The sequence below is a fragment of the Pediococcus claussenii ATCC BAA-344 genome (assembly GCF_000237995.1).
GTDB classification, from domain to species: domain Bacteria; phylum Bacillota; class Bacilli; order Lactobacillales; family Lactobacillaceae; genus Pediococcus; species Pediococcus claussenii.
The window spans coordinates 729,737-753,420 of sequence record NC_016605.1 but is presented as its reverse complement, the minus strand read 5'-3'; the positions used below and the strand labels follow the sequence as shown (position 1 = coordinate 753,420).

Below are 23,684 nucleotides of genomic sequence, written 5' to 3'. Positions count from 1 at the left end.
CATCAATACTTCTAACAATTTCATGCTTTTGACATCTGTTCCGCTTTTTAATTTTACATATTTTTAATCTGCAGAATATTCTGCTAAATACTCATCAAAAGGTTTTAATTCACTCGCATCATAAGTTGCAAGGAACTTAGGATCTTCATAAATTGAACCATCAGTATTCAAATCAAGTTCCACTGGGATCCCGCGTTTATCGGTAATGTTGCAATCAATTAATACAGGACGTCCTGCTTTGTACTCCGTAACAGCTTCATCAAACGCCTTATGCAAATCACTAAATTTATCAACCTTAATTCCTTTGATTCCCATTCCTTCGGCAATTTTAGCATAATCAGCATCAGTTAAATCAACACCAAACTCATTTTGAGGCACGTCATCCTGTTCAGATCTAATGAAACTAAGATGGCGATTTGAAGTAACGATATTGATAATCGGCAAATTGTAACGTTTTTCTGTAATAATATCCTGCATAACCATTGAAAACGCACCATCACCAGCTATATTAAAGGCTTGTCGCCCTGGATAACTCAGTGATGCAGCCATTGCACCTGGAATACCACATCCCCTTGTTGCAAATAATGCAGATGTAAGAATTTTTTGTTTAGGATTCATGTCTAGGAATCTAAAACTATTAATTGTATTATCACCTACATCAAGCGAGAATACAGCATCATCATCAGCAATTCGATTGATTTCTTTGTATACTTGCTCATATTCTAACGGCTCTTCCGTACGATCCATCATTTTCTGCAAGTAAGCTCTCCAATCTTTTTGTGCTTCCAAAGCAGCTTTATAAAATGGACGAGCCTCCACTAAATCACTGACTTCCAATAGCTTTTGTCCAAATAATTTTGCATCAGACCAAATTCCTAAGTCTAGTGAATGATGGCGTCCAAATTTAGCCTGATCAATATCAACTTGAATATACTTCAACGGACGATCGCTAAATACTGCGCCAGCAAAAGGAAAATCAGCTCCAATCGAGAGAAGTACATCGGCCTTTTTTATTAATTCATCAGAAACCTTGGAGGAAGCTCTGTAGAACGGACCCATGTTTCCCTCAAAATCGTCGGGAATAACACCCTTTGCCAATCCAGTAATAACAATCGGGATTTGTAGTTTTTCAGAAATTTCTTCATAAACCTCAGTAGCACCACGAGCACCCTGTCCCAAGTGAATAACAGGATACTTTGCATTTTTTAACATATCCCAAGCTTCTGAAACAAGTTCAGGATCAGGAGATGGCAAAATTGGTGCTTGGTTTCTTGTTTTTTCTGTCGAATATTTTGAATCTGGAATTTCTACATAACCAAAATCGTTAGGAATCACAACAACTGCGACTCCGTTTTCTTTATAAGCCATTCGAATAGCTTTATCAATAATGTATGGTAGACTTTCTGGAGTCATGATAGTTCGATTATAAACAGAAACATCATCAAAAATAGGTGCTTCATTAAATTCTTGGAAAAAGTCATAATTCATTCTAGTATGTGGAACTTGTCCAACAATTGCTAATACTGGAGCTTTATCTTCTCTAGCATCATACAATCCATTTAACAAATTAACAGCCCCAGGGCCCGCTGAACCAAAACAAACTCCAATTTTTCCTGTTAGCTTAGCATCTGCTGCCGCTGCTAATGCGCCAACTTGTTCATGTCGAACTTGAATATATTGAAGATTTTCTTGCTCTTCCTCTAATGCTTTCATTGTGGAATTAATTGATCCACCTGGATAACCATAAATATGGTTTACTCCCCATGATTCAATTACCTTAAGCATTGCAACACTTGCTTCGATTTTAGTTGTCATAAAAAACCTACCTCCTAGCAATTAAGTAAACGCTTTCATAAGCATTTTCATTATGCCTCTTTTTTATTTCAAGTTCAAACCATACGCTTTTAAATCTTAAAAATTTATTCAACAAAAAAAAGAACCATTCCAGGATATGTAAACTAGTAATAGTTCCTTCTTAATTTATTTTTGAGTTTTATTTTTCCTTATGAGGCATAAATACTTCAGTTGGTTGATCGTATTGTTTCGTGTTATCAACCACAATGTTTTCTTCTTCAGCGATATCCCCGTTAAACTTCTGATTTGCTCGATTTGCTAGATCAATCCCTCTTTGACGTAATTCTTCAACTGAGGATCCTGCACGCGATTTTAAATTTTCTGGATCAAAATCCGATTGTTCCTTAAATTCAGATATTTTATTGGCGACTGCACCCTTCAATTCTTCAGGTTCAACACCCGTTAGTTTTAAGGTTGCTGCAACTGCTGCAGCTCCACCAACAATCGCACCAAGTAAAAAGCTTGCTTTAGCCATAACACATACCTCCAAATTTATTTAGATTGAGTTTTCTTTTCCTTACGATTACGATACATGTCTACCGCACTCTTACCAACGCTCACCGCTGTTGCTACCTTACCTGTATTTTTACTTTTTCCAGTTGACGTAACCTTACCAGCAAGATTACGGGTAGCATTATTCAAATCAGATGTTGATTCACTTAGATCTGCAATTGCCTGAAACAGTGGATCAATTGTTGCCACCTTTCCATTCACATCTTTTAGTAAATCATTAGCGTTCGCCATAATGTCTTCCGCTTCGTGTGAAATCAAGTCCACATCCCGAGTAACAACCGACAAACTTTTATTGATTTCACCTAAAGTTTTTGACGCATTGACCAGTACCAGTCCAATGAATAGAACTAACACTAGTAGAGCGACAGCAGCAATAATGGCTGCAATTCCGCCTCCAGTCATTTCAGACCCTCCTCTAATTTAATATGTCTAAAGAATATCATTCAATACGTTTTAGTGCAATGAAAACCAACGGAAACTATGTGATAAAATTAAAGTAAGCTCAAAGGAGAAAAGTATGTTTAATTTAAATCTATTAGCAAAATTTGGACCTATCCAAAATCAATTAAATAAAATAAATTGGAAAAATATTGGAGACTTATTGCTCACCCATCTTTTTCAAATAATAATAATTACTATAATTTTTTTAGCCTTAAATCGTATTGGAAAATCGATTTTAAACAAATTACTTGCGCAGTATCGTACCATTAACGGTGGTAACGCTCGTGGAGATACTATTTTCACCGTGGCAATGAATGTGTTTAAATATTCCATTATTTTTTTCTATGTTTATCTTATTCTATCAAATATTGGCGTACCAGTTAGTACACTGATTGCTGGTGCCGGTATTGTCAGTATCGCTATTGGGCTTGGTGCACAAGGGCTTGTTTCTGATCTAATAAATGGTGTTAGCATTCTGTTAGAGGGACAGTTGCGGGTCGGCGATAATGTCACTATGATGACTATTGAAGGAACTGTAACTGCAATTGGGCTGCGCTCAATCCAACTTTTGGATGCAGATGGAACCGTGCATTATATTCCGAATAGATCTATCACTACTATTTCCAACCACTCAAGAGGTCCACAAAGCACTTCCGTATTTTTCTTAATTGAAAATTTGGATAGCATAGAAATAGCCAAAACTGCCTTACGTGAATCACTTGGCCATCTACATCAGACAGAAGAAAAAATAAAATCTAAACCTGTTATATTGGCTCCATTTTATGATGATGATTCACATTCAATTGGTATTAAAGTTAGCTTCAAGGTTTCCCGCGGCTATCAGGCAGCTATGCAAACAATGGTTCTCGATAAAATATTACAAGCATTGCGAGAAAAGCAAATTTCAGTCCTTAGCAAGTAATAAATAGTTTCAAAATACAATAAAGCAACCAAAAATCAGTTTCATGGGCAAGTTAACTTGCTCTTGAAACTGATTTTTTATTGATATTTTTGTAGTAGTGGTACCAATTCTTGAATAGCCAAGGCCCGATGACTAATCTTATTCTTTTGGTCAACCGTTAGCTCTGCCAGTGATTTACCCAAAGTTGGAACAAAAAATAACGGATCATAGCCAAACCCATTTTTCCCGCGAGGAACACTTAAAATCCGTCCCTTTAAATCACCATTTGCAATAACTTCTTCCCCATCAGGTGTCTTAAAGATCAGGGTCGTATGAAAAGTAGCTTTTCGCTTCTCTGATGGAAGTCCTCCTAATTCTGTCAGTATTTTGGCATTATTAGCTGCGTCATTATGATCTCCAGCATAACGAGCAGAAAAAACGCCCGGCCGACCATTTAAAGCATCTACCTGTAAACCTGAATCATCAGCAATTACGGGCAACCCAGTTAACTTACTGTAAGCATCTGCCTTTAATCTAGCATTTTCCTCAAAAGTTAATCCGTTTTCCTTAACCTCTGACTCAATTCCGATATCCCCAAGTGATTTAATTTCAAAATTAGTTAATGCATTTTTAAATTCACGTACTTTTCCTGCATTATTTGACGCAATTATAATCGATTTTTTCATATTTGTTTTAACCTAATTTAACCGTATTTATTTGTTTACTACCTGAGATAACCTGATCAGCAATTTTTGTAAAACTTACTTGGTTTGCCGTCGTATTCAAAGAAATCTTAGCAGTTACATTTTGAGTTTGTAATTCATCATCCTCGGCTAAGTAACTTCTCATAATTTTCATAGCTTCAAGACCCGGATCGACTAGTTGAACCTGAGAGCCAACCTCTTCTTGAATAACATCTCTTAATAAGGGGAAATGCGTACATCCCAATACCAAGGTATCAATTCCGGATTCTTTAAAGCTAGCCAAGGAATCATGTACAATACTTTCAACTCGTCTACCAGATAGCTCATTATTCTCGACTAATGACACAAACTCCTGACAAGCCTGTTCCTGAACTCTCAAACTTGAATTGTTTTCTAAAATCATATTCGTATAAACATGTGACTTTACAGTTCCCTCTGTTGCAATAATGCCAATCCGTCCGTTTTTGGTTGTATTAACTGCAGAAGTGGCTCCTGGCTTAATCATCCCGATCACTGGTATATCCAGTTGTTCCTCCAATTCATCAGCGCCAACGGCTGATGCCGTATTGCAGGCTATGACAATTGCTTTTACTTGTTGCTTCAATAAAAAATCTGCCATTTGATTAGTAAACTGAAGAACCTGCTGGGGTTCGCGTGGACCATAAGGCACTCGCGCTTCATCACCAATATAGATAAAGTCTTCATTTGGCAATATATTTTTTCCAACCTTTAAGACAGTTAAACCACCGACTCCTGAATCCATCATTCCAATTGGATTTTCAATCATCTCTCTACCCCCATTCAAACCTTATTCATTCATTTTACCAAAAAATTCTCTTTTTGGTTATTTAGTACAGTGATCTTCCTGGCTAATTAAAGTTTTGAGTATCAAAAAAGCGGTAGTTCAAACAACTACCGCCCTCATATTAATTAATTTACAACCTACGCTTCTTGAACATATTGGTCCAAGATTTTTGCAAGCTGCTCTTTAGAATGATATCCCACAATTGTATCAACAACTGCTCCATCCTTTTTTACAAGAAGGGTTGGAATACTCATAATACCAAAGCTGCGAGCAGTCTCAGGATTTTCATCAACGTCCATCTTACTAAACGAAACTTTATCACTCATCTCATCTGCCAACTGCTCAACAACTGGAGATTGCATACGACAAGGACCACACCAGGTTGCCCAAAAATCAGTTAGCGTAACGCCATCCTTAGTCTTCTCATCAAAATTTGAATCAGTAACTGCTTCAACCATTCAAATCGCCTCTTTCTTCTTGATATTCTAAATTTTATCAGTTTCAGACAATAAATAAAACAATTTTGCTTACTAAAAATAATTAAAATCACTTTAACTTAACAATCGTGGCACCATTTCCGCCTGCGTTGGCAGGTGCATACTCAAATCCCTTTATTCTGCGATTACTCTGTAAATACTTCGTAATTCCGGTTCTTAAAGCACCAGTCCCTTTACCATGAATAATTGTCACCTGGTCATATCCTGCAAGTAAGGCAGCATCAATATAACGATCAGTTTCGGTCATAGCTTCTTCATAACGTTTCCCACGCAAGTCCAATGTAGCCCTGATACCTGCCGACCCGGTTCTTTGAACGCTTGCGCGATGACTGACTGGTTTGCTCTTTTCAGGATCCACCTTTTCCATCTCATCTGTTGAGACTTTCATTTTAATGATTCCCATTTGAACTTCCCAATGTTTATCGTCAACTTTTCGGAGTAGTTCGCCACGTTGTCCATAACTGGAAACAATGACCTCATCATTAACGTGAAATGTTTGCTTATTTTTAGCACGACGTAATACCTTATTACGTTTCAAGTTGGATTCTTGTCTAAGCGCATTAATATTACTTTTAGCTTCAATTAAGTCATTTTCTCTAAAGGCAACTCCAGCGCTTTCCATTTTTCTTAGTCGTTTAATTATTCCATCTGCTTCTGACTTACTGTTATCAACAATTCGGTTAGCTTCCTCCTTTGCCTGTTCAAGAAGTTGAGCACGCCGATTGTTCAAGGTATTAAGTTCGTCAACAATCGTTTTTTGATAGCCTGAAGCTTGTCCAACCGTATTATCCAATTGATCGTAAAGCTTATCAACCTTACGCTGACGATCTGTCAAATCTTTAATCATATTATTTAGATCTTGGCTATCTTGGTCAACCAAATCACGAGCCTGCGATATTAACCGGTTGTCCAGGCCCAATCTACTTGAAATATCGAACGCATTACTCTGACCGGGAATTCCAATTAATAATTTGTAAGTAGGCTTTAACGTTTCAACATTAAATTCCATACTTGCATTAATTGTTTCAGAACGTTCATAACCATATGTTTTAAGTTCTGGATAATGTGTAGTCGCCATGACTAAAGAAGCGTGATTACGTACATCATCAAGGATTGCAATAGCTAGTGCTGCACCCTCTTTGGGATCCGTTCCGGCGCCCAATTCATCAAAAAGTACTAGAGAATTATTATCGATTTGTGCCAAAATATGAATAATATTATCCATGTGTGACGAGAAAGTACTTAAATTCTGTTCGATGGATTGTTCATCTCCGATATCAGCAAAGATCTCATCAAAAATACCAATCGTACTATTCTCGTTGGCTGGAATAAAAATACCTGATTGCCCCATTAGCTGAAGTAATCCGACCGTCTTTAAAGAAATTGTCTTTCCCCCCGTATTCGGCCCAGTAATAATCAGTGTTTTAAAATCTTTTCCAAGTCGAATATCATTGCCAACAACCCTTTTAGGATCAATCAACGGATGGCGTGCTTTTCTTAAATTAATTTGATTATCTTCAGAAATTTTGGGCTCTGTCGCCTTGATTTTAGCAGCGTAACGTGCCTTAGCATTTAGAAGATCAAAATGTCCTAAGATATGATCATTTTGCTTTAAAGTATCTCGATGAGGCGCAACTAGCTCTGATAATTCTTGAAAAATTCGCTGTTCCTCATGGACGACTGCCACTTGATTCTGCCTCAAATCGTTATTCAGCTCAACTACTGCTTCCGGTTCAATATACAGAGTTTGACCAGAAGCACTTTGGTCATGAACAACCCCGCCTAGCTTACTACGGTATTCTGTTTTAACCGGTAATACGAAACGTTCATTACGAATTGTCACAATCGGTTCACTCAAATACTTAGCGTTATTCCCGCGGGTTAATTTTTCCATTTTTTGTCGAATTTCATTTTCAATTCTGGTAATGGTACTCCGTAAATATGCTAAATCAGGCGATGCTGCATTAGTTAAATGTCCGTTTCCTTCAAGTGATCTTGAAAGCCTTTGTTCAACATCTGGAACAGTCACTAACTCTTGAGAGGTTTGATCCAAAATTCTCATGTCCAGTTGGTCATCATTTTCCAAATCACTAAAAAAATCAGTGACATTTCGGGTCGTACGTAGCACATTACCAATTTGGGATAACTCCTGTCCATTTAGAACGGCATCAATCTTGAGACGTTTCAATGCTTCTGAAATATCTGCTAACCGTGGAACCGGAATTCCTCCCTTAACACGATTGATATTAACCGCGTCCAATGTCTCTGTAAGCGCGTTTTGAACCAGACTGTGCTCAACTGCAGGAACCATTTCGTTTAATTCTGTTCTACCACTTGCTGTTCCTATAAATTCATTTATTTCACTTTTAATTTTTGAATACTCTAAAGTTTTTAAAATTTTATTATTCATATTTTTTCCTATCAATTATTATAGCAAAAGAGGACTGTGACAAAACAATGTTTTGCTGCAGCCCTTCTTTTATCCGAACAATTATTTCATACGGTTTTCAACTCCAGAATGCATCAACCTACTGGTTGTCTTCATCCTGATCACCAAGAAAAGTATTCAATACTTCCTCAACCATATCCCATTCGTCATCTGATTCAATGGGAATTAACTCACCCTCACCCAGGTCCTGATTCTCATCGGGAGTGAACGCGTAAGCCTGGATGTCCACTTCTTCATCTTCAGCTGACTCTGAAGGATATAGAAGTACGTATGACCGACCGTAGTCTTCAGAGTCAAACGTAAACAATACGTTATACAATTCTTCGTTACCATGATCATCCACTAAGGTAATTTGTTGTTCTTCTTCATTCTCATTGTTATTCATCTGACATTCCTCATTTCAATTGAGTAAGCAACTTGCCTTGACGACCTAAGTAGTTTTCTAGAATTAAACTAGCTGCTAACTTATCAATTACTTTTTTGCGTTTTGATCGCGATGTATCTGCCTGCTCAACCAACATTCGTTCAGCTTCAACAGTTGTTAAACGTTCATCTTGAAAATCAATTGGAAGACCGAATGTATCCGTCACTAATTTTCCATAATCACGAGCAGCCTCTGCTCTGGGTCCCTCAGAATTATTCATATTCTTTGGAAGTCCAATTACAAAACCAGCGACTTCATACTGATTAACTAATTCCTTCAAACGTTCAATTCCAAATTTTTGTTCATCCTCATTAATTCGGATGATTTCAACTCCTTGGGCAGTCCAACCTAGTTGGTCACTCACTGCAATTCCAACTGTTCTTGATCCTACGTCTAATCCCATTAACCGCATTACTTTTGGTCCTTATCTGTATCTTTTGCTTGATCTGCTAGGTAGAAACGCACCAATTCTTCTATAATCTCATCACGTTGATGTTTTCGAATTAAGTTTCGTGCATCATTTAGCCGGGGAATATATGCTGGATCACCAGAAATCAGATATCCAACAATTTGGTCAATTGGATTATATCCCTTCTCTGCAAGGGCATCGTACACAGTTTTTAAAGTCTCACGGACATCTTCAGACTGACTATTACCAAAATCAAAAAACATTGTTTCATCGAGTTTTCCCATTATTGGCACCTCCTATTCCATACTAATAGTAATTCTACTTTATTTTTAAATAAAGCACAACGAATATACTCAACTAATTGGCAAGAACTTCTTGTAACATTTTCAAAGCATTTGGGATTCCTGCTGGGTTTGATCCACCGGCCTGGGCCATGTTTGGACGACCACCACCACCACCGTTGATCTTAGGTGCAATTTGTTTAATAATATCGCCAGCTTTAATTCCGTTTTTAACTTGTTGCTCACTAACTGAAACAAGTAAATTAGCTTTTTCTCCAACTTGGGCACCTAACACTAAAACATCCGATAACTGTTTGTTCTTCCAATCATCAGCCATTTGCCTTAACTGCTCCATACCCGAAACTTGAACTTCTGCAGCAATAACCTTGATGTTACCAATTGTTTCAACATTATTAAAAATATCTGCAGCCTGCTCTGAGGCAACTTTATTTTCTAATTTTTGAACTTGTTGCGATAAATCTTTTACCGAATTCTGTAACTGTTCAACTTTAGAAGGAACATCTTTTAGTTGTGGAGCGCGCAACAATCCAGCTGTTTCCTTCAAAGTGTTTTCTTCGGAGGTTAAGAACTCGAAAGCTGCTTGCGAAGTCACTGCTTCGATTCTTCTAACACCAGCACCCACTCCAGATTCCGAAACAATCTTAAATAAACCAATTTCATTTGTATTCTTCACATGGGTACCACCACAAAATTCAATCGAAAAATCACCAATGCTCACAACTCGAACCCTTTTTCCATACTTTTCACTAAATAGGGCAATTGCCCCCATTTTTTTAGCACTTTCAAGATCTGTTTCGACAGTTGAAACCTGAATTTCTTCATAGATTTTATCGTTAACCATTTTTTCAACCTTGGCAAGATCCTCATTAGTAACTTGACCAAAGTGAGTAAAGTCAAAGCGCAAATACCCAGGTTCAACCAAAGATCCTGCCTGTTGAGTGTGATCTCCTAAAACGTTACGCAATGATTGATCTAAAAGATGTGTCGCAGTATGATTTTTCTCAACTTTCAAATGGAATACTCGGTTAACTTCCAAATTATAAGATTCTTCTTTACTCATTGTTTGTAAGACCTTAATTGTGTGTAAATTTTGGCCATTAGGGGCATGTTGTACGTCTTCAACCTCTGCAACTACTTCACCATCGCTGTTTTTAATTTCGCCGACATCTGCAACCTGACCACCCATTTCAGCGTAAAATGGCGTTACATCAAAAATAACCTGTGCTGAACCTGTTTCAACCTTATCTACCAATTGATCATTTTGAATAATATCTTTAAGAACGGCACCATCAACATTTAAATCCGTATAACCTACATATTTACTTTCGGTTTTAAGATCTGTCAATAATTCAGACTGTACTCCCATTGATACAGAGGTTGATCGCGCCGAGCGTGCACGATTTTTTTGTTGTTGCATCTCATTTTCAAATTCCTCTTCATTGATGTTAACATTCTCATCGTCGGCATACTCTTTAGCCAATTCTAAGGGGAAACCGTAAGTATCAAAAAGCTTAAAAGCATCCTTACCAGAAATCTGATTTGAACTGTCGGCTTTGGCTTTTTCAATTAAATTATTCAATAATTGAATACCGTCTGTTAAGGTTTCATTAAAACGATCCTCTTCAGACTTAACAACCTTTGAAATATATTCTTTTTCACCAAGCACCTCGGGGTAATAGTCCTTCATAATATCGCCGACAACTGGTACTAATTTGAATAAAAAGGCTTCATCAATACCTAATTTCTTTCCATGCATAACCGCACGACGAATTAAACGGCGGATAACGTATCCACGTCCTTCATTAGATGGGATTGCACCATCGCCAATTGCAAAAGTAATAGCACGAGCATGATCAGCAATTACTTTGAATGAAACATCTTGCTCTTTACTATCTCCATATTTTTTCCCACTTAACTGTTCTGTTTTGTGAATAATTGGTAAAAATAGATCCGTTTCAAAATTAGTTGGTGCATCTTGAAACACTGAAACAACTCGCTCTAGACCCATACCAGTATCAATGTTTTTATGTGGTAATGGTTGATAACTTCCATCGGGTTCATGATTAAATTGTGAAAATACAATGTTCCAAATCTCAAGCCAACGCTCATTTTCCCCACCGGGATAGTTTTCGGGATCATCCTCTTTTAGATTATTAAAGCTTTCTCCTCGATCATAAAAGATTTCAGAGTCTGGTCCACTTGGGCCTTCACCAATATCCCAGAAGTTGTCTTCGACTTCAATAATGTGTGTTGGATCAACCCCAGTCTCAAGCCAAATATTTTTAGCTTCTTGATCTTTTGGGTAAACCGTTATAAATAGTCTATCTGGGTCCATTCCAAACCAATCTTTAGATGTTAATAATTCCCACGCCCAAGTTATTGCCTCTTGTTTGAAATAATCACCAACCGAAAAATTACCAAGCATCTCAAACAAAGTGTGATGTCTTGCAGTATGCCCAACATTTTCAATATCATTAGTTCTTATACTTTTTTGTGAACTTGTTAAACGTGGCACGTCAGGAACAACACTACCATCAAAATATTTTTTCATGGTTGCCACACCAGAATTAATCCAGAGTAAGGTTGGATCATCCTGTGGTATTAGGGAAGCGCTTGGTTCTACAACATGCCCCTTACTTTTAAAGAAGTCTAAGTACATTCTACGAATTTCACTACTTGTTTTACGTTCCATATTGCCTCCTAAATTAAAAACACCGATGCCAGTAAAATAATAAAGACGCCGAAACGCGGTACCACTTTACTTGCAACGATGTTTAATCGTATACCTCTTATAATCTCGATAACGCTGAGCCGCGAAATTTTCCTTGAGGGTAGCATATTAGCGCCTGTTCCGTTGCTCACACCAAACACAACGTCTCTGAAGAACATCAAACTAACATATATCCCTTTACAAATTTAAATTATAGAAAACTTACAAATCAAAGTCAATTTACCTATTACGCTTAGCTCTCATCTGTTTCATTTTGGCGCGCTTAGCTGCTCTAAAATCTTGATGTTGTTCAACACGACGATCACGAACTTCTTTTTCTGAAATTGCTTTTCTAATGCGACGCTTATATCCAGGCTTGATCTTCTTTTTCTTCTTCTTAACCATGCCGAGCAAAGTTGGATCTAATTGCTTCTTATCTTTAGTACGCTTATTTCTTCGATTACGGTCATAGGTATCAACTAACTCGCCCTTTACAAGATTTTTAGGCTCAAACTTAACACCCATTCGTTCTACTTCTTGAATCTTTGGTTCTTCACTAGGCTTATACAACGTGATTGCCGTACCACTCATGCCATTTCGCCCAGTTCTTCCAACACGGTGTACAAAAAACTCCGATTCTGTTGGAATATCATCGTTAATTACAAGCGAAACACCTTCAATATCAATGCCCCTTGCGGCGAGATCGGTTGCAACAACATATTGATAATCCAATCGATGAATCGACTTCATAATTCGTTTTCTTTCACGTGGCTGAATTCCGCCGTGAATTTTTGCTACCTTTAAGCCTTGTTGCTTCAAGTAATCAGTAAGTTCATCAGCACGCTCTTTAGTATTAGTGAATACAAGCGCAAGATACGGTTCACCCATTGTTAGTAAATTATAAACCAGCTGATTCTTATCCCTACCCTTAGTAGAAATCAAATAATTATCAATGGTTGGACTAATTGTTGTTTCAGTTGGAATTTCTTCAATCGCCGGATTTTCCATGTATCTTCTTAAAAACTCATTTACCGATTGAGGAATTGTAGCTGAGAATACAAGCATTTGTAAATCTTCTGGCATGCTAGATGCAATTTGATCAACCTCGTTTAAGAATCCCATATCTAAAGTCATATCAGCTTCATCAACAACCATATACTTGACCTGACGTAGCTTTATTGCACCTGCTTTTAGTAGATCGAGCACTCGTCCTGGAGTACCGATAATAATTTGTGGTTGATGATGTCCCAATTTGTCAATTTGGCGTTGCTTATCAGTTCCACCCACATAATTTCCAATTTCAATGGGAGTTTCTGATTTGCTCGCTAACTGTTTTGCAGCTTCATAAATCTGATAAGCTAGTTCACGACTCGGCGTTGTAATAACCGCTTGAATAGCATTTTGTGATAGGTCAATTTGATTAAAAATTGGAAGCAAAAAAGCATGTGTTTTTCCACTACCAGTTTGAGATTGACCAACAACACTTTTTCCAGCAGCAATCAAGGGTATTATTTTTTTCTGAACGGGAGTTGGCGTCTTAAACCCCGCCTCTTTTACAGCATCCAATAAAAAGGGACGCAAGTTAAAATCTTTAAAATCTGTCATTAATTATCCTCATTTCGGTTAGCAATTTCACTCAATTGCAATATAATTTCGTCAATCTCTGCTTGGTTTGCAGCTTTGGCTCCACTTGCAAGTGGGTGTCCTCCACCATCGTGTTTTTTTGCCAGTTCATTGATAACTGGTCCTTTGGAACGCAGTCTTACACGATAACTATGATCCTGTTGTTCAACAAAAATTGCCCAACACTTCACATTTTCAATTCGTCCAGGTAAAGAAACAATTCCAGCTGTTCCAGCATCTTTTAGTTCGAATTTTTCTAAAATATCATTGGTAAGAACAATGTGCGCTGCTCCATTCTTTTCAATGTTTAAATTCTCATAAACGTAAGCCGACAAGCGTGCAACTGGTTCTGAAATGCTATCCAAAGTTTGGTTAACACCCACTACATCAAATCCTGTTTGCATCATCTTAGCAACTACTTCATGTGTATGTGCGCTGGTATCAGGATACAGGAATCTTCCTGTATCACCAACGATTCCAGCATATAGTAAACGAGCGGCCTCTTTATCAAAGGTTAATTGATCACTAAATCGATCATAGAAATCATAAATTAATTCTGAACTACTTGATGCAGATTCTTCAACCCAAACTAAATCACCAAATGAATCATCATTTGGATGGTGATCAATCTTAACCATCTCTGAACCATTTATATATCTCCGATCATCCACTCTCGGCTGATTAGCTGTGTCAACAACAATTACAAGTGCATCATCAAAGAAATCATTGTCAATCTGATCCATACTGCCTAACCAACTTAGGCCGTCAATTTGCTTACCCACTGCCTTGATTTGCTTATGTGGAAAAGAATTACGCAAAATTGTTGCCAAGCCCATCTGTGACCCAATTGCATCTGGATCTGGTCGCTGATGACGATGTATCACAATTCTATTATATTTTTTAATTTGATTAAAAATTTCTTCTTGGATATCCATTATTATTCAACTCCTAATTTCCTTAATAAGCTTACCATAATTTTAATCTTGGCGTTTAAAAAGCGGTAAAACAACATCTTGGTAACTAACATCAGTTAAATTTGTTAACGTTATACCCAATAGCCTAATTCCACGGCTTGAATTACCAACATCATCAAAAATCTGGCGCGCATAAAAATAATACGTTTCAGCATCATTAGGAACAAATTCATCAAGAGTTATTCGTCTTGTAATCGTTTCAAAATCTGTATAACGAAGCTTTAAAACAATTGTTTTGCCATGCTTTTGTTGATTTGTTACATATTTCAAAAGATTTTGGGCAATAATCCGTAACTGTAGTTCCACTTCTTCATCAGTTGTTAGTGGGTTAATATAGGTATCTTCCTTACCAATCGACTTACGCTCTCGTTGGTACGCAACTGGTCTATCATCAATTCCTCTAACCTGTCGATATAAAACGTAACCAAATTTCCCAAAATAATGAATCAAATCGCTCTCCGAGAATGATAGTAAATCACGTCCAAAGTGAACACCCAAATCATGCATCTTAGGAATTGTCTTCTTTCCAACTCCTCTGAAACTTTCAATAGGCATATCATTTAAAAAATCAGTTACATCTTCTGGAAAAACCATTGCTACCCCGACTGGTTTTTCATACTCCGATGCAAGTTTTGCCAAAAATTTATTATAGGATATTCCCGTTGAACAAGTTAAATTTGTTTTTGCAAAGATTTCTTTTTGAATTTCATGGGCGATTAAAACAGAATCACTCATATTTTTTTTATTATTTGTTACATCCAAATATGCTTCATCGAGGGCAACGGGCTCAATTTCATCAGTGTATTCATGAAATATCTCATGAATTTGGTGTGAGACTTCTCTATATTTTGTAAAATCAGGTTTCTTAAAAATGGCATCAGGACATAGTTCCAATGCTTCAGAAGCAGACATTGCAGAATGCACGCCAAACTGACGAGCAACGTAATTTGCAGTTGCTACTACCCCGTGTCCCCCGTTAGTTCTTGGATCGTGAGCAATAATTAAAGGCTTAGTCTTATATATGGGCTCATCTCTCATTTCGATTGAGGCATAAAAAGCATCCATATCAACGTGAATTATCATTCTAGAATCATCTATTCTCATTGGAAATTCCATTTGTTTTGCCATTTTTAATCATCTCCCCGTCAAGAAAAACGACCAATGTATGGCATCAAAAACATCTTTCTGCCGTCATCAGTCGTTCTTGTAATGTTTTTATTTAAGTGGATTAAATTCCCACTTACGTCCATCTCTCTCAAGTAAATCATCTGCTGCCTTTGGTCCCATTGAACCACTCACATAATTGGGAAATTCTGGAACTGTATTATCCCATGTCTTACGAACCACATCCATTAACTTCCAGGCACGACTAACTTCATCCCAATGAGCAAAATTAGTTTTATCGCCCTTAAGAGCGTCATGGATTAACTTTTCATACGCATCTGGAACCTTAGCTTTTTCTTCACTCGTCATTCGGAAACGCAAATAATGTGGTTGAATATCATATCCTTGATTGCCACTCTTAGAACTCATCTCAATTGTGTATCCTTGGTCAGGCTCAATATGAATGGTAAGGACATTGGTAGGAATTTCTTTCTTTCCCGTCAGCTCTGAAAAAATATTCTTATCAAGCCCCTTGAAAATGATATTAACCTGTGTAGATTTCTTTGCGAGACGCTTTCCGGTCCTGATGTAGATTGGAACACCTGCAAGACCAGAATTATGAGTTACCAACTTACCAGCGACATAAGTTTCAATCTCAGAATCATCAGCAGTTCCCTCTTCATCACGGTATGGCAGTTGACTTCCAATTTCATCTGCTCCGTATTGTCCTCTGACAAAGTTTTGCTTTGCTTCTTCCTCAGTATATTGCTGAATGTTATTCAATGCTTCAACTTTCTTTTCACGTAGATGCTTAGCATCATAAATTTCCGGTCGATTCATTGTTAATAATGATACCACTTGCAAAACGTGATTTTGCACCATATCCCGCATTGCTCCAGCTGTTTCATAGTAACCAGCCCGTTCCTCAACTCCTAAGGATTCTGCTAGAGTAACCTGAATATTATCAACATGTTCTTTATTCCAAAGTGCATTAATAATTGGATTACTGAAACGTAATGAAGCAATTGATTGAATTGGATCCTTACCTAAATAATGATCAATTCGGAAAATTTGTTCTTCATTAAAGGCTTTTGAAATTGAATCATTTAATTCTTTAGCTGTTTCAAAGTCGCGTCCAAAAGGTTTCTCAATGATTAAACGATTAAATCCACCATTATCAGTAAGTAAATTTTGGTCCTTTAAATGACCAGCAATTGTTCCAAAAAATTGTGGAGCCATTGCCATATAAAAAATTCGATTTCCGTTTAATTCATACTGATCATCCAACTTATTTGCTAGATCTTTCAAAGCAACATAGTGGTTCGCATCATCAACATTATGTGATTGGTAATAAAAATGACTCGCAAATTTCCTTGCCATTTCTGTATTTGTTCGACTCACATCATGTCCAGCGTCATCAATTGAATTTACAACTACCTCATGATAATGGTCATCTGTCCAGGGACGTCTTGCAGTTCCAATTACAGCAAAATGTTCCTTCAAATATCCCTTCTCATACAAACTAAACAGTGCTGGATACAACTTTCTATAGGCCAAATCACCTGTTCCACCAAAGATAATAAATAAAGCACGCTGTTCCATGACTATAATCTCCATTCACATATTCTTAAAAGTAAAATTACTTCCTACATGATACTACTTCCTTAACAAAAAAAGTTGAAACTTTGTACCCAAAGTGTCAACTTTTTAGTATTTATTTTTCAGAATCGTTATCACTAGTAGTTGTTTCACCATCTTGTTGTTCTTCAACCTGGTGATCTTTATCTTCATCGGAACTTTCTACTGGCTTTTCACTTGCTTGGTTTGGAACTTTTTCAGTTGAATCTTCACGATCAACTCGCATAATAGCTGTACGATCAAATACTAAATATACACCATCACAGTCCAATGTAACTGTTTTTTCAGTATCATCAATTGCGTCAACCACACCATGTAGACGACCAATCGTAACCACTCGATCACCAACATTAAGTTTATTCATCATTTCTTGACGTTTCTGTTGTTGTTTTCTTTGTGGACGAATCATCATAAAATACATTAATCCGAAGATCAAAATAAAGAAAACAATTGTACTCATTCCACCAAATCCATTTGCTGCAGCTAATAACATATTTTCACCTCATTTATTGTTATAAGTATACTCTAACAAAAAAAGCATCGTTAAGCCACCCGATTAAAAATTCTTAGTAGGATTTTCAGTATATCCGTATTCATCAAAAAACGATTGTCTAAATTCCAGCAAGCTATCATCTAAAATTGCTTGACGAACATCTTGCATTAAATGTACCAAAAAATGAACATTATGGATACTTGTCAGTCTAAGCCCAAAGGTTTCGTCAGTTTTTAATAAATGGCGTACGTATGCTCTTGTGTAATTGCGACAAGTGTAACATGTACAATTGTCATCAAGCGGGGTGAAGTCACGGGCATATTTGGCATTTTTGACCACTAATCGGCCATGACTCGTCATACATGTACCATTTCTAGCAATTCGTGTTGGTAATACACAATCAAACATGTCAACACCACGTATTACACCATCAATTAGTGAATCTGGAGACCCCACTCCCATTAAGTACCGAGGCTTGTTTTCAGGCAACATAGGTGTCGTAAACTCTAAAACACGGTTCATCTCATCCTTAGACTCACCAACCGAAAGACCTCCAATAGAGTAACCAGGAAAATCAAGGCTAACTAAGTCGCTAGCGCTTTGCCTACGTAAATCCTCAAATCCGGCCCCCTGAACAATTCCAAACAATCCCTGTGTATCTGGATTTTGATGTGCTTTTAGCCCTCGCTCAGCCCATCTACTGGTGCGTTCAACAGAATGTTTAACATATTCATAACTCTCAAAATATGGAGGACATTCGTCGAAACTCATCATAATATCAGGACCTAGATCATTTTCAATTTGAATCGCCTTTTCTGGTGACAAAAACATTTTTGCACCATTTAATTCATTCCTGAAATGAACGCCTTCTTCAGTAATGTCCCGTAATTTAGCTAATGAAAACACTTGGAAGCCACCAGAATCAGTTAAAATCCCCTTATTCCAGTTCATGAACTTATGAAGTCCACCGGCTTCTTTTACAATATCCTCACCGGGACGCTCCCACAGATGGTAAGTATTTGCCAAAATAATGTCTGCACCTAAATCATTAAGTTCTTCCGGCGACATTGCTTTAACCGTTGCCTGCGTACCTACAGGCATAAAAATAGGCGTTGGAAATGTTCCATGAGGCGTAATTATTTCACCAAGCCTTGCTCCAGTATGTTTTTCCGTTTTAATCAAACGGTACTTGATTGCTGGTTCCAATTTATTTCTCCATTCGTTATTTAATAAACATCGCATCACCAAAACTGAAGAAACGATATTTTTCTTCAATTGCGTGTTGGTAAGCATTTAAGATCATATCACGACCCGTGAAAGCCGCAACTAGCATAACTAACGTTGATTTGGGTAAATGAAAATTAGTTATAAATGCATCGACAACTTTCCAGTCATACCCGGGCTTAATAAAAATATCTGTCCATCCACTGTCTGCCTTAATTTCACCATCAAACTTTGTTCCAATTGTTTCCAAAGTTCTAATCGAAGTTGTCCCTGTTGCAATAATCCTTCCACCATTTGCTCGCACATCGTTAAGTGTCTTAGCAGATTCCTCAGAAAGTTGGTAGAACTCACTATGCATTTTATGATCTTCTATGTTATCTTCATCAACTGGTCTAAACGTACCCAACCCAACATGTAAGGTAAGATAAACAAGTTTAATTCCTTTAGCTTCCACCTTATCCAAGAGTTCCTTGGTCCAATGCAACCCAGCTGTTGGGGCCGCTGCCGAGCCAGGTTCTTTTGAGTAAACAGTTTGATATCTCTCTTGGTCGTCCAATTTTTCCTTAATATAAGGTGGTAATGGCATTTCTCCAAGTTGATTTAAAATTTCCATAAAAATACCATCATACGAAAATTCTATTTCTCGTCCACCATGTTCAAGTTCCTTTGTCACTGTCGCCCTTAAAGCGCCATCCCCAAAATTTATCTCAGTCCCAACCTTTGCTCTTTTGGCTGGTTTCACTAAAGTTTCCCATCGATCTCCCTCAATATTATGCAATAACAGAACTTCAAGATGCCCTCCAGTTTCCCCTTTTACTCCATAAATTCTAGCAGGCATAACCCGAGAGTTGTTCATTACGACAGCATCACCGGGATTTAGTTGGTCAATCACATCATAGAAATGTTTATCTTGCATTTCACCTGTTTTATGGTCCAAAACAAGTAATCTGGAAGCATCTCGTTCCTTAATTGGTGTTTGTGCAATTAATTCATGCGGTAAATCATAGTCAAAATCATCAACAGTTAATGTCATATTCAAAACTCCTATTCCTTTGAATCAATACTTGGTATACCAAAATGCTCATACGCGCGGTCCGTTACCATTCTTCCCCTTGGCGTTCGTTTGATAAAACCAATCTGTAACAAATAAGGTTCATACATTTCAGAAATAGTTTCACTATCTTCACCAATATTAGCCGCAATGGTTTTTATTCCTACGGGACCTCCACCATACAACTCGATCATAGTCATTAAAACTTTCTTATCAACCTCGTCTAAACCACGATCATCAACTCCAAGTAACTTTAACGAGCGATCAACAATCGACTGATTAATTGAACTCATATTTTCTACTTGTGCAAAATCACGAATTCGTTTTAACAAGCGATTAGCAATTCTCGGAGTACCACGCGAACGGCTAGCTACCTCGTGAGCACCTTCATCTTTAATGTTTGTCTGAAAAATGTCTGCTGACCGCTTTACTATTTCTGTCAAATCTTTTTCAGTATAATAATTCATATGCTCAACAATTCCAAAGCGATCCCTCAATGGTGCAGACAAAACTCCAGCTCTCGTTGTAGCCCCAATTAAAGTAAACGGTGGTAAGGGAAAATGAATGGGATGAGCGGTTGGTCCCTGTCCCACAACTATGTCAACGAAGAAATCTTCCATCGCTGAATATAACATTTCCTCAACCATTTTAGGTAATCGGTGAATCTCATCAATAAATAGAATATCACCCGGCTGTAATTCATTTAACAGTGCCACTAAATCTCCCGACTTTTCAATCGCAGGACCACTAGTTGTTCGAATATTAACTCCCATTTCACGTGCAATCACCATTGCTAACGTCGTTTTACCCAATCCAGGAGGGCCATATAAAAGCACGTGGTCCAAGGCTTCATTACGATTCTTAGCTGCTTCAATATATACACTTAGTTCATGTTTAATCTGATCTTGTCCAATGTACTGAGATAAAGTTTGCGGACGTAGTGATTTCTCTGCTGATTCTTCACTGTTGTCTTGAATCTCGGAAGAAATAACACGTTCATCTTCATTCATAGGCTTCCTCCTAACTGTTCATTAATAATTTTAATCCGGCACTTATATATTGATCAGTTGTACTCAGCTTAGTGTCGCTATCCAATTTTTTAATGGTATTTTTTACATCTTTGTTAGAATAGCCAAGAGCCAATAAAGCCTCTGCCGCATCATCTAATTCCATATTAATACCGCTTAACGACAACTCAATGTCTGCATTAGACGTCGCAATCTTACCTTTTAAATCTAAAATGATTTGTTGTGCTGCCTTGGGTCCAATCTTTGGAAATTTCTTTAAATAGTTAACATCATCATTATTAATAGCACTGATTAACCCCGTATGATCTTCGTTAGCTAAAATAGCAAGAGCACTTTTTGGCCCAATACCCTTAACTTTTATTAAATTTAAAAATAGTTCTTTATCATCGCGTTTACTGAAGCCAAATAGACTAATATCTGATTCACTAACCGATTGATATACAAAAATCCGTTGTTCAGAGTTAACTTGAAACTTATACGGATTGGCAACGTAAATTAGATACCCAACACCTGCAACATTCAATACCACATATGCTGGGAAAACTTCTTCAACCGTTCCTTCTAAAAAATCATACATTTATTAAAGCTCCCATCAAAACATTTGTTCGTATTCATTGTATCACATAACATTATTCTTCCATCATTCCGGTTTGGTGCGAGTCTTGAATACGTTTAAACATTCGCTCCATATCAGTTGTTGAAAAATGCACCAAAGTTGGCCTGCCGTGTGGACAATTAAATGGATTTTCTGCTACTGCTAAGTCCTTTAGCAACTGCTTAGCTTGCTTATCATCCAAATTATGATTTGCTTTGATCGCTCTTTTACAACTCATCATGATGGCGCTTGCTTCACGAAACTTTGCAACCGTCATACCTGGGTCATTTAAAACATAATCCACCATTTCGCGAACCGTATCCTCTTCTTGACCAGCCTTAAACCATACTGGATGATGCCTAACAATAAAGGTATTACGTCCGAATTCTTCTAAAAATAACCCACACGATTCCAGAACACTCTGTCTTTGCTTTATTTTAATGAAATCAGTAGTTGGATACTCGAGATAAATGGGAACTAACATATCCTGTTGATCGTCACTAACTTCACCAACGGCAACTCGGTAATACTCATAATTAATTCGTTCTTGTGCTGCGTGTTGGTCAACTATATATAGACCATCATCTGACTCCGCAAATAAATAAGTACCATGCATCTGACCAACATAGCTCAAACGTGGAAAACGTCGTTCTTTATCTACTTCTTTTTCGAATTTATTTGAGGGAGTATCTACATCAGAACTCTGTTTCATGGGATCAAGTCTGTTACCATTTTTATATTTAGCACGAAATTCCGAAATCATTGAACTACCTAAATCCGCTCGATTACTAATAATAATCGGCGTAGATTTCTTTTCCTCGGTTTTACTTTGAGTTGAATCCCTGTCTGTAACCAGATTTGATTGAATTTGGGCTGTATCGTCAAGCTTTATTTGTTCCACATGTGGAACTGGAGAACGGTCAGAGGTTAGATTTTTTACAGCATCAGGAATTAAGTTCTTCCCTGAAAGCTCCTCAAAGACCGTTTCTGAAATCAAATTATTTAGCGATTGAATCTCACTGACTCGTACTTCTTGTTTAGTTGGATGGACATTAACATCTACCAAAATAGGGTCCATCTTAATGTTTAGAACAGCTACTGGATATCGTCCGACCATTAGTTTAGATCCATATCCCTCAACGATTGCCTTACTAATTTGAAAATCACGTACATACCTACCATTAATCAAAATTGAAATATAGTTACGATTTGCCCGCGTATATTCGGGAAGACTCACAAATCCATCAATCTGAAAATCAACGTTTGAATTGCTAATTTTAACCATTTTCCGTGCATTTGAAACGCCATATATATTGGAAATAACCTGTAATAAATCACCGCGTCCAGATGTTCTCAATAGTTCTTTACCATCATGCTGCAAGCTAAATCGTATATTCGGAAAACTTAAACTGAGACGATTTACAATATCAGTAATCTTTGCAAGTTCCGTCTGTGGTGTCTTGAGATATTTCAACCGCGCTGGCGTATTAAAAAACAGATCTGTAACAACTATATCTGTTCCGGCACGTACCTCAGCATTTTCCTTTGCAATCAAGTCACCGCCTCGAAAATGAATCTCACTTCCAACGTCACTTCCGTTTGAAGTTATCATAGTGACATCCGCAATTGAAGCAATGCTTGGAAGCGCCTCGCCCCGAAAGCCCAGAGTAGCAACCTTAAAAAGATCTTCTCTTGAGGAAATTTTACTTGTAGCGTGCCTTTTAAAAGCTGTTTCAACATCATCTGGCTCAATTCCCGATCCGTCATCAATAATCCGAATTGATTTCAAACCAGCCTCTTCCAATAAAATATCAATTTTAGTGCTTCCTGCATCAATTGCATTTTCGACTAGTTCTTTAACAACAGAGGCTGGCCGTTCTACTACTTCTCCGGCAGCAATTTGGTCTGATAGAATTGCATTTAATTCGTGAATCTTTTCCACTTA

At 37.4% G+C, this 23,684-nt stretch carries 22 protein-coding genes; 1 reads left to right on the top strand and 21 read right to left on the bottom strand.

All coding sequences use genetic code 11. The annotated features are described in order from the left end of the window. Nucleotides 1-63: 63 nt before the first annotated feature. The 3 genes from spxB to PECL_RS03505 all read right to left on the bottom strand — a co-directional run bounded on the left by spxB (nucleotide 64) and on the right by PECL_RS03505 (nucleotide 2,769). Nucleotides 64-1,815 (bottom strand): pyruvate oxidase, encoded by a 1,752-nt coding sequence (gene spxB, locus PECL_RS03515; RefSeq protein ID WP_014215222.1) that lies wholly within the window; start codon nucleotides 1,813-1,815, stop codon nucleotides 64-66. A 178-nt stretch (nucleotides 1,816-1,993) separates the two neighbouring features. Beyond that, nucleotides 1,994-2,329, bottom strand: coding sequence for a hypothetical protein (locus tag PECL_RS03510; protein ID WP_014215221.1), 336 nt, complete (start codon nucleotides 2,327-2,329; stop codon nucleotides 1,994-1,996). Nucleotides 2,330-2,346: 17 nt separating this feature from the next. Further along, the gene (locus PECL_RS03505) at nucleotides 2,347-2,769 is read right to left on the bottom strand and encodes a DUF948 domain-containing protein (protein WP_014215220.1); all 423 of its coding nucleotides are present in this window, start codon (nucleotides 2,767-2,769) and stop codon (nucleotides 2,347-2,349) included. 115 nt (nucleotides 2,770-2,884) lie between these two features. Here PECL_RS03505 and PECL_RS03500 point away from each other — a divergent pair, with 115 nt between their 5' ends. Continuing rightward, the gene (locus PECL_RS03500) at nucleotides 2,885-3,730 is read left to right on the top strand and encodes a mechanosensitive ion channel family protein (RefSeq protein ID WP_014215219.1); all 846 of its coding nucleotides are present in this window, start codon (nucleotides 2,885-2,887) and stop codon (nucleotides 3,728-3,730) included. Between the two features lie 77 nt (nucleotides 3,731-3,807). Here PECL_RS03500 and PECL_RS03495 read toward each other — a convergent pair whose 3' ends face one another. The 18 genes from PECL_RS03495 to mutL all read right to left on the bottom strand — a co-directional run bounded on the left by PECL_RS03495 (nucleotide 3,808) and on the right by mutL (nucleotide 23,681). Next, entirely contained in the window at nucleotides 3,808-4,395 is a 588-nt protein-coding gene (locus PECL_RS03495; protein WP_014215218.1) for an XTP/dITP diphosphatase, read from the bottom strand. A gap of 7 nt (nucleotides 4,396-4,402) precedes the next feature. Beyond that, entirely contained in the window at nucleotides 4,403-5,200 is a 798-nt protein-coding gene (gene murI, locus PECL_RS03490) for a glutamate racemase (protein WP_014215217.1), read from the bottom strand. A 155-nt stretch (nucleotides 5,201-5,355) separates the two neighbouring features. After that, entirely contained in the window at nucleotides 5,356-5,676 is a 321-nt protein-coding gene (trxA, locus tag PECL_RS03485; protein WP_014215216.1) for a thioredoxin, read from the bottom strand. A gap of 88 nt (nucleotides 5,677-5,764) precedes the next feature. Then, on the bottom strand, nucleotides 5,765-8,125 hold the full coding sequence (locus PECL_RS03480; RefSeq protein ID WP_014215215.1) for an endonuclease MutS2: 2,361 nt from the start codon (nucleotides 8,123-8,125) through the stop codon (nucleotides 5,765-5,767). Between the two features lie 118 nt (nucleotides 8,126-8,243). Continuing rightward, a complete protein-coding gene (locus PECL_RS03475) occupies nucleotides 8,244-8,549 on the bottom strand; it encodes a DUF1292 domain-containing protein (protein ID WP_014215214.1) in 306 nt (101 codons plus the stop codon). Nucleotides 8,550-8,559: 10 nt separating this feature from the next. Continuing rightward, the gene (gene ruvX, locus PECL_RS03470; protein ID WP_014215213.1) at nucleotides 8,560-9,000 is read right to left on the bottom strand and encodes a Holliday junction resolvase RuvX; all 441 of its coding nucleotides are present in this window, start codon (nucleotides 8,998-9,000) and stop codon (nucleotides 8,560-8,562) included. After that, nucleotides 9,000-9,281, bottom strand: coding sequence for an IreB family regulatory phosphoprotein (locus PECL_RS03465; RefSeq protein ID WP_014215212.1), 282 nt, complete (start codon nucleotides 9,279-9,281; stop codon nucleotides 9,000-9,002). The genes ruvX and PECL_RS03465 overlap by 1 nt, the downstream gene beginning before the upstream one ends. Before the next feature lie 73 nt (nucleotides 9,282-9,354). Continuing rightward, nucleotides 9,355-11,991 carry an alanine--tRNA ligase gene (alaS, locus tag PECL_RS03460; protein WP_014215211.1) on the bottom strand — a complete coding sequence of 879 codons (2,637 nt, stop codon included), beginning with the start codon at nucleotides 11,989-11,991 and terminating at the stop codon, nucleotides 9,355-9,357. Between the two features lie 258 nt (nucleotides 11,992-12,249). Beyond that, nucleotides 12,250-13,614 (bottom strand): DEAD/DEAH box helicase, encoded by a 1,365-nt coding sequence (locus PECL_RS03455; RefSeq protein WP_014215210.1) that lies wholly within the window; start codon nucleotides 13,612-13,614, stop codon nucleotides 12,250-12,252. After that, nucleotides 13,614-14,567, bottom strand: coding sequence for a DHH family phosphoesterase (locus PECL_RS03450; RefSeq protein WP_014215209.1), 954 nt, complete (start codon nucleotides 14,565-14,567; stop codon nucleotides 13,614-13,616). The genes PECL_RS03455 and PECL_RS03450 overlap by 1 nt, the downstream gene beginning before the upstream one ends. Before the next feature lie 42 nt (nucleotides 14,568-14,609). Next, nucleotides 14,610-15,734 carry a DNA polymerase IV gene (dinB, locus tag PECL_RS03445; RefSeq protein ID WP_041534585.1) on the bottom strand — a complete coding sequence of 375 codons (1,125 nt, stop codon included), beginning with the start codon at nucleotides 15,732-15,734 and terminating at the stop codon, nucleotides 14,610-14,612. 87 nt (nucleotides 15,735-15,821) lie between these two features. Further along, nucleotides 15,822-17,312, bottom strand: a complete 1,491-nt coding sequence (zwf, locus tag PECL_RS03440) for a glucose-6-phosphate dehydrogenase (RefSeq protein WP_014215207.1) — start codon at nucleotides 17,310-17,312, stop codon at nucleotides 15,822-15,824. A 112-nt stretch (nucleotides 17,313-17,424) separates the two neighbouring features. Beyond that, the gene (gene yajC, locus PECL_RS03435; protein ID WP_014215206.1) at nucleotides 17,425-17,841 is read right to left on the bottom strand and encodes a preprotein translocase subunit YajC; all 417 of its coding nucleotides are present in this window, start codon (nucleotides 17,839-17,841) and stop codon (nucleotides 17,425-17,427) included. A gap of 63 nt (nucleotides 17,842-17,904) precedes the next feature. Continuing rightward, entirely contained in the window at nucleotides 17,905-19,047 is a 1,143-nt protein-coding gene (tgt, locus tag PECL_RS03430; protein WP_014215205.1) for a tRNA guanosine(34) transglycosylase Tgt, read from the bottom strand. Between the two features lie 16 nt (nucleotides 19,048-19,063). After that, entirely contained in the window at nucleotides 19,064-20,098 is a 1,035-nt protein-coding gene (queA, locus tag PECL_RS03425; protein WP_014215204.1) for a tRNA preQ1(34) S-adenosylmethionine ribosyltransferase-isomerase QueA, read from the bottom strand. 11 nt (nucleotides 20,099-20,109) lie between these two features. Further along, nucleotides 20,110-21,126 carry a Holliday junction branch migration DNA helicase RuvB gene (ruvB, locus tag PECL_RS03420; RefSeq protein ID WP_014215203.1) on the bottom strand — a complete coding sequence of 339 codons (1,017 nt, stop codon included), beginning with the start codon at nucleotides 21,124-21,126 and terminating at the stop codon, nucleotides 20,110-20,112. Nucleotides 21,127-21,136: 10 nt separating this feature from the next. Further along, on the bottom strand, nucleotides 21,137-21,721 hold the full coding sequence (ruvA, locus tag PECL_RS03415) for a Holliday junction branch migration protein RuvA (protein ID WP_014215202.1): 585 nt from the start codon (nucleotides 21,719-21,721) through the stop codon (nucleotides 21,137-21,139). A gap of 52 nt (nucleotides 21,722-21,773) precedes the next feature. Continuing rightward, a complete protein-coding gene (gene mutL, locus PECL_RS03410; protein WP_014215201.1) occupies nucleotides 21,774-23,681 on the bottom strand; it encodes a DNA mismatch repair endonuclease MutL in 1,908 nt (635 codons plus the stop codon). Between the last annotated feature and the right edge of the window lie 3 nt (nucleotides 23,682-23,684).

Bases quoted from the DNA above. Each gene is read 5' to 3' on its own strand.
- spxB (WP_014215222.1), bottom strand. From the start codon at position 1,815: ATGACAACTAAAATCGAAGCAAGTGTTGCAATGCTTAAGGTAATTGAA.
- PECL_RS03500 (WP_014215219.1), top strand. From the start codon at position 2,885: ATGTTTAATTTAAATCTATTAGCAAAATTTGGACCTATCCAAAATCAA.
- PECL_RS03505 (WP_014215220.1), bottom strand. From the start codon at position 2,769: ATGACTGGAGGCGGAATTGCAGCCATTATTGCTGCTGTCGCTCTACTA.
- yajC (WP_014215206.1), bottom strand. From the start codon at position 17,841: ATGTTATTAGCTGCAGCAAATGGATTTGGTGGAATGAGTACAATTGTT.
- PECL_RS03475 (WP_014215214.1), bottom strand. From the start codon at position 8,549: ATGAATAACAATGAGAATGAAGAAGAACAACAAATTACCTTAGTGGAT.
- PECL_RS03510 (WP_014215221.1), bottom strand. From the start codon at position 2,329: ATGGCTAAAGCAAGCTTTTTACTTGGTGCGATTGTTGGTGGAGCTGCA.
- PECL_RS03450 (WP_014215209.1), bottom strand. From the start codon at position 14,567: ATGGATATCCAAGAAGAAATTTTTAATCAAATTAAAAAATATAATAGA.
- ruvA (WP_014215202.1), bottom strand. From the start codon at position 21,721: ATGTATGATTTTTTAGAAGGAACGGTTGAAGAAGTTTTCCCAGCATAT.
- dinB (WP_041534585.1), bottom strand. From the start codon at position 15,734: ATGGCAAAACAAATGGAATTTCCAATGAGAATAGATGATTCTAGAATG.
- alaS (WP_014215211.1), bottom strand. From the start codon at position 11,991: ATGGAACGTAAAACAAGTAGTGAAATTCGTAGAATGTACTTAGACTTC.
- zwf (WP_014215207.1), bottom strand. From the start codon at position 17,312: ATGGAACAGCGTGCTTTATTTATTATCTTTGGTGGAACAGGTGATTTG.
- murI (WP_014215217.1), bottom strand. From the start codon at position 5,200: ATGATTGAAAATCCAATTGGAATGATGGATTCAGGAGTCGGTGGTTTA.
- ruvX (WP_014215213.1), bottom strand. From the start codon at position 9,000: ATGCGGTTAATGGGATTAGACGTAGGATCAAGAACAGTTGGAATTGCA.
- trxA (WP_014215216.1), bottom strand. From the start codon at position 5,676: ATGGTTGAAGCAGTTACTGATTCAAATTTTGATGAGAAGACTAAGGAT.
- PECL_RS03455 (WP_014215210.1), bottom strand. From the start codon at position 13,614: ATGACAGATTTTAAAGATTTTAACTTGCGTCCCTTTTTATTGGATGCT.
- ruvB (WP_014215203.1), bottom strand. From the start codon at position 21,126: ATGAATGAAGATGAACGTGTTATTTCTTCCGAGATTCAAGACAACAGT.
- PECL_RS03495 (WP_014215218.1), bottom strand. From the start codon at position 4,395: ATGAAAAAATCGATTATAATTGCGTCAAATAATGCAGGAAAAGTACGT.
- PECL_RS03480 (WP_014215215.1), bottom strand. From the start codon at position 8,125: ATGAATAATAAAATTTTAAAAACTTTAGAGTATTCAAAAATTAAAAGT.
- queA (WP_014215204.1), bottom strand. From the start codon at position 20,098: ATGACATTAACTGTTGATGATTTTGACTATGATTTACCGCATGAATTA.
- PECL_RS03465 (WP_014215212.1), bottom strand. From the start codon at position 9,281: ATGGGAAAACTCGATGAAACAATGTTTTTTGATTTTGGTAATAGTCAG.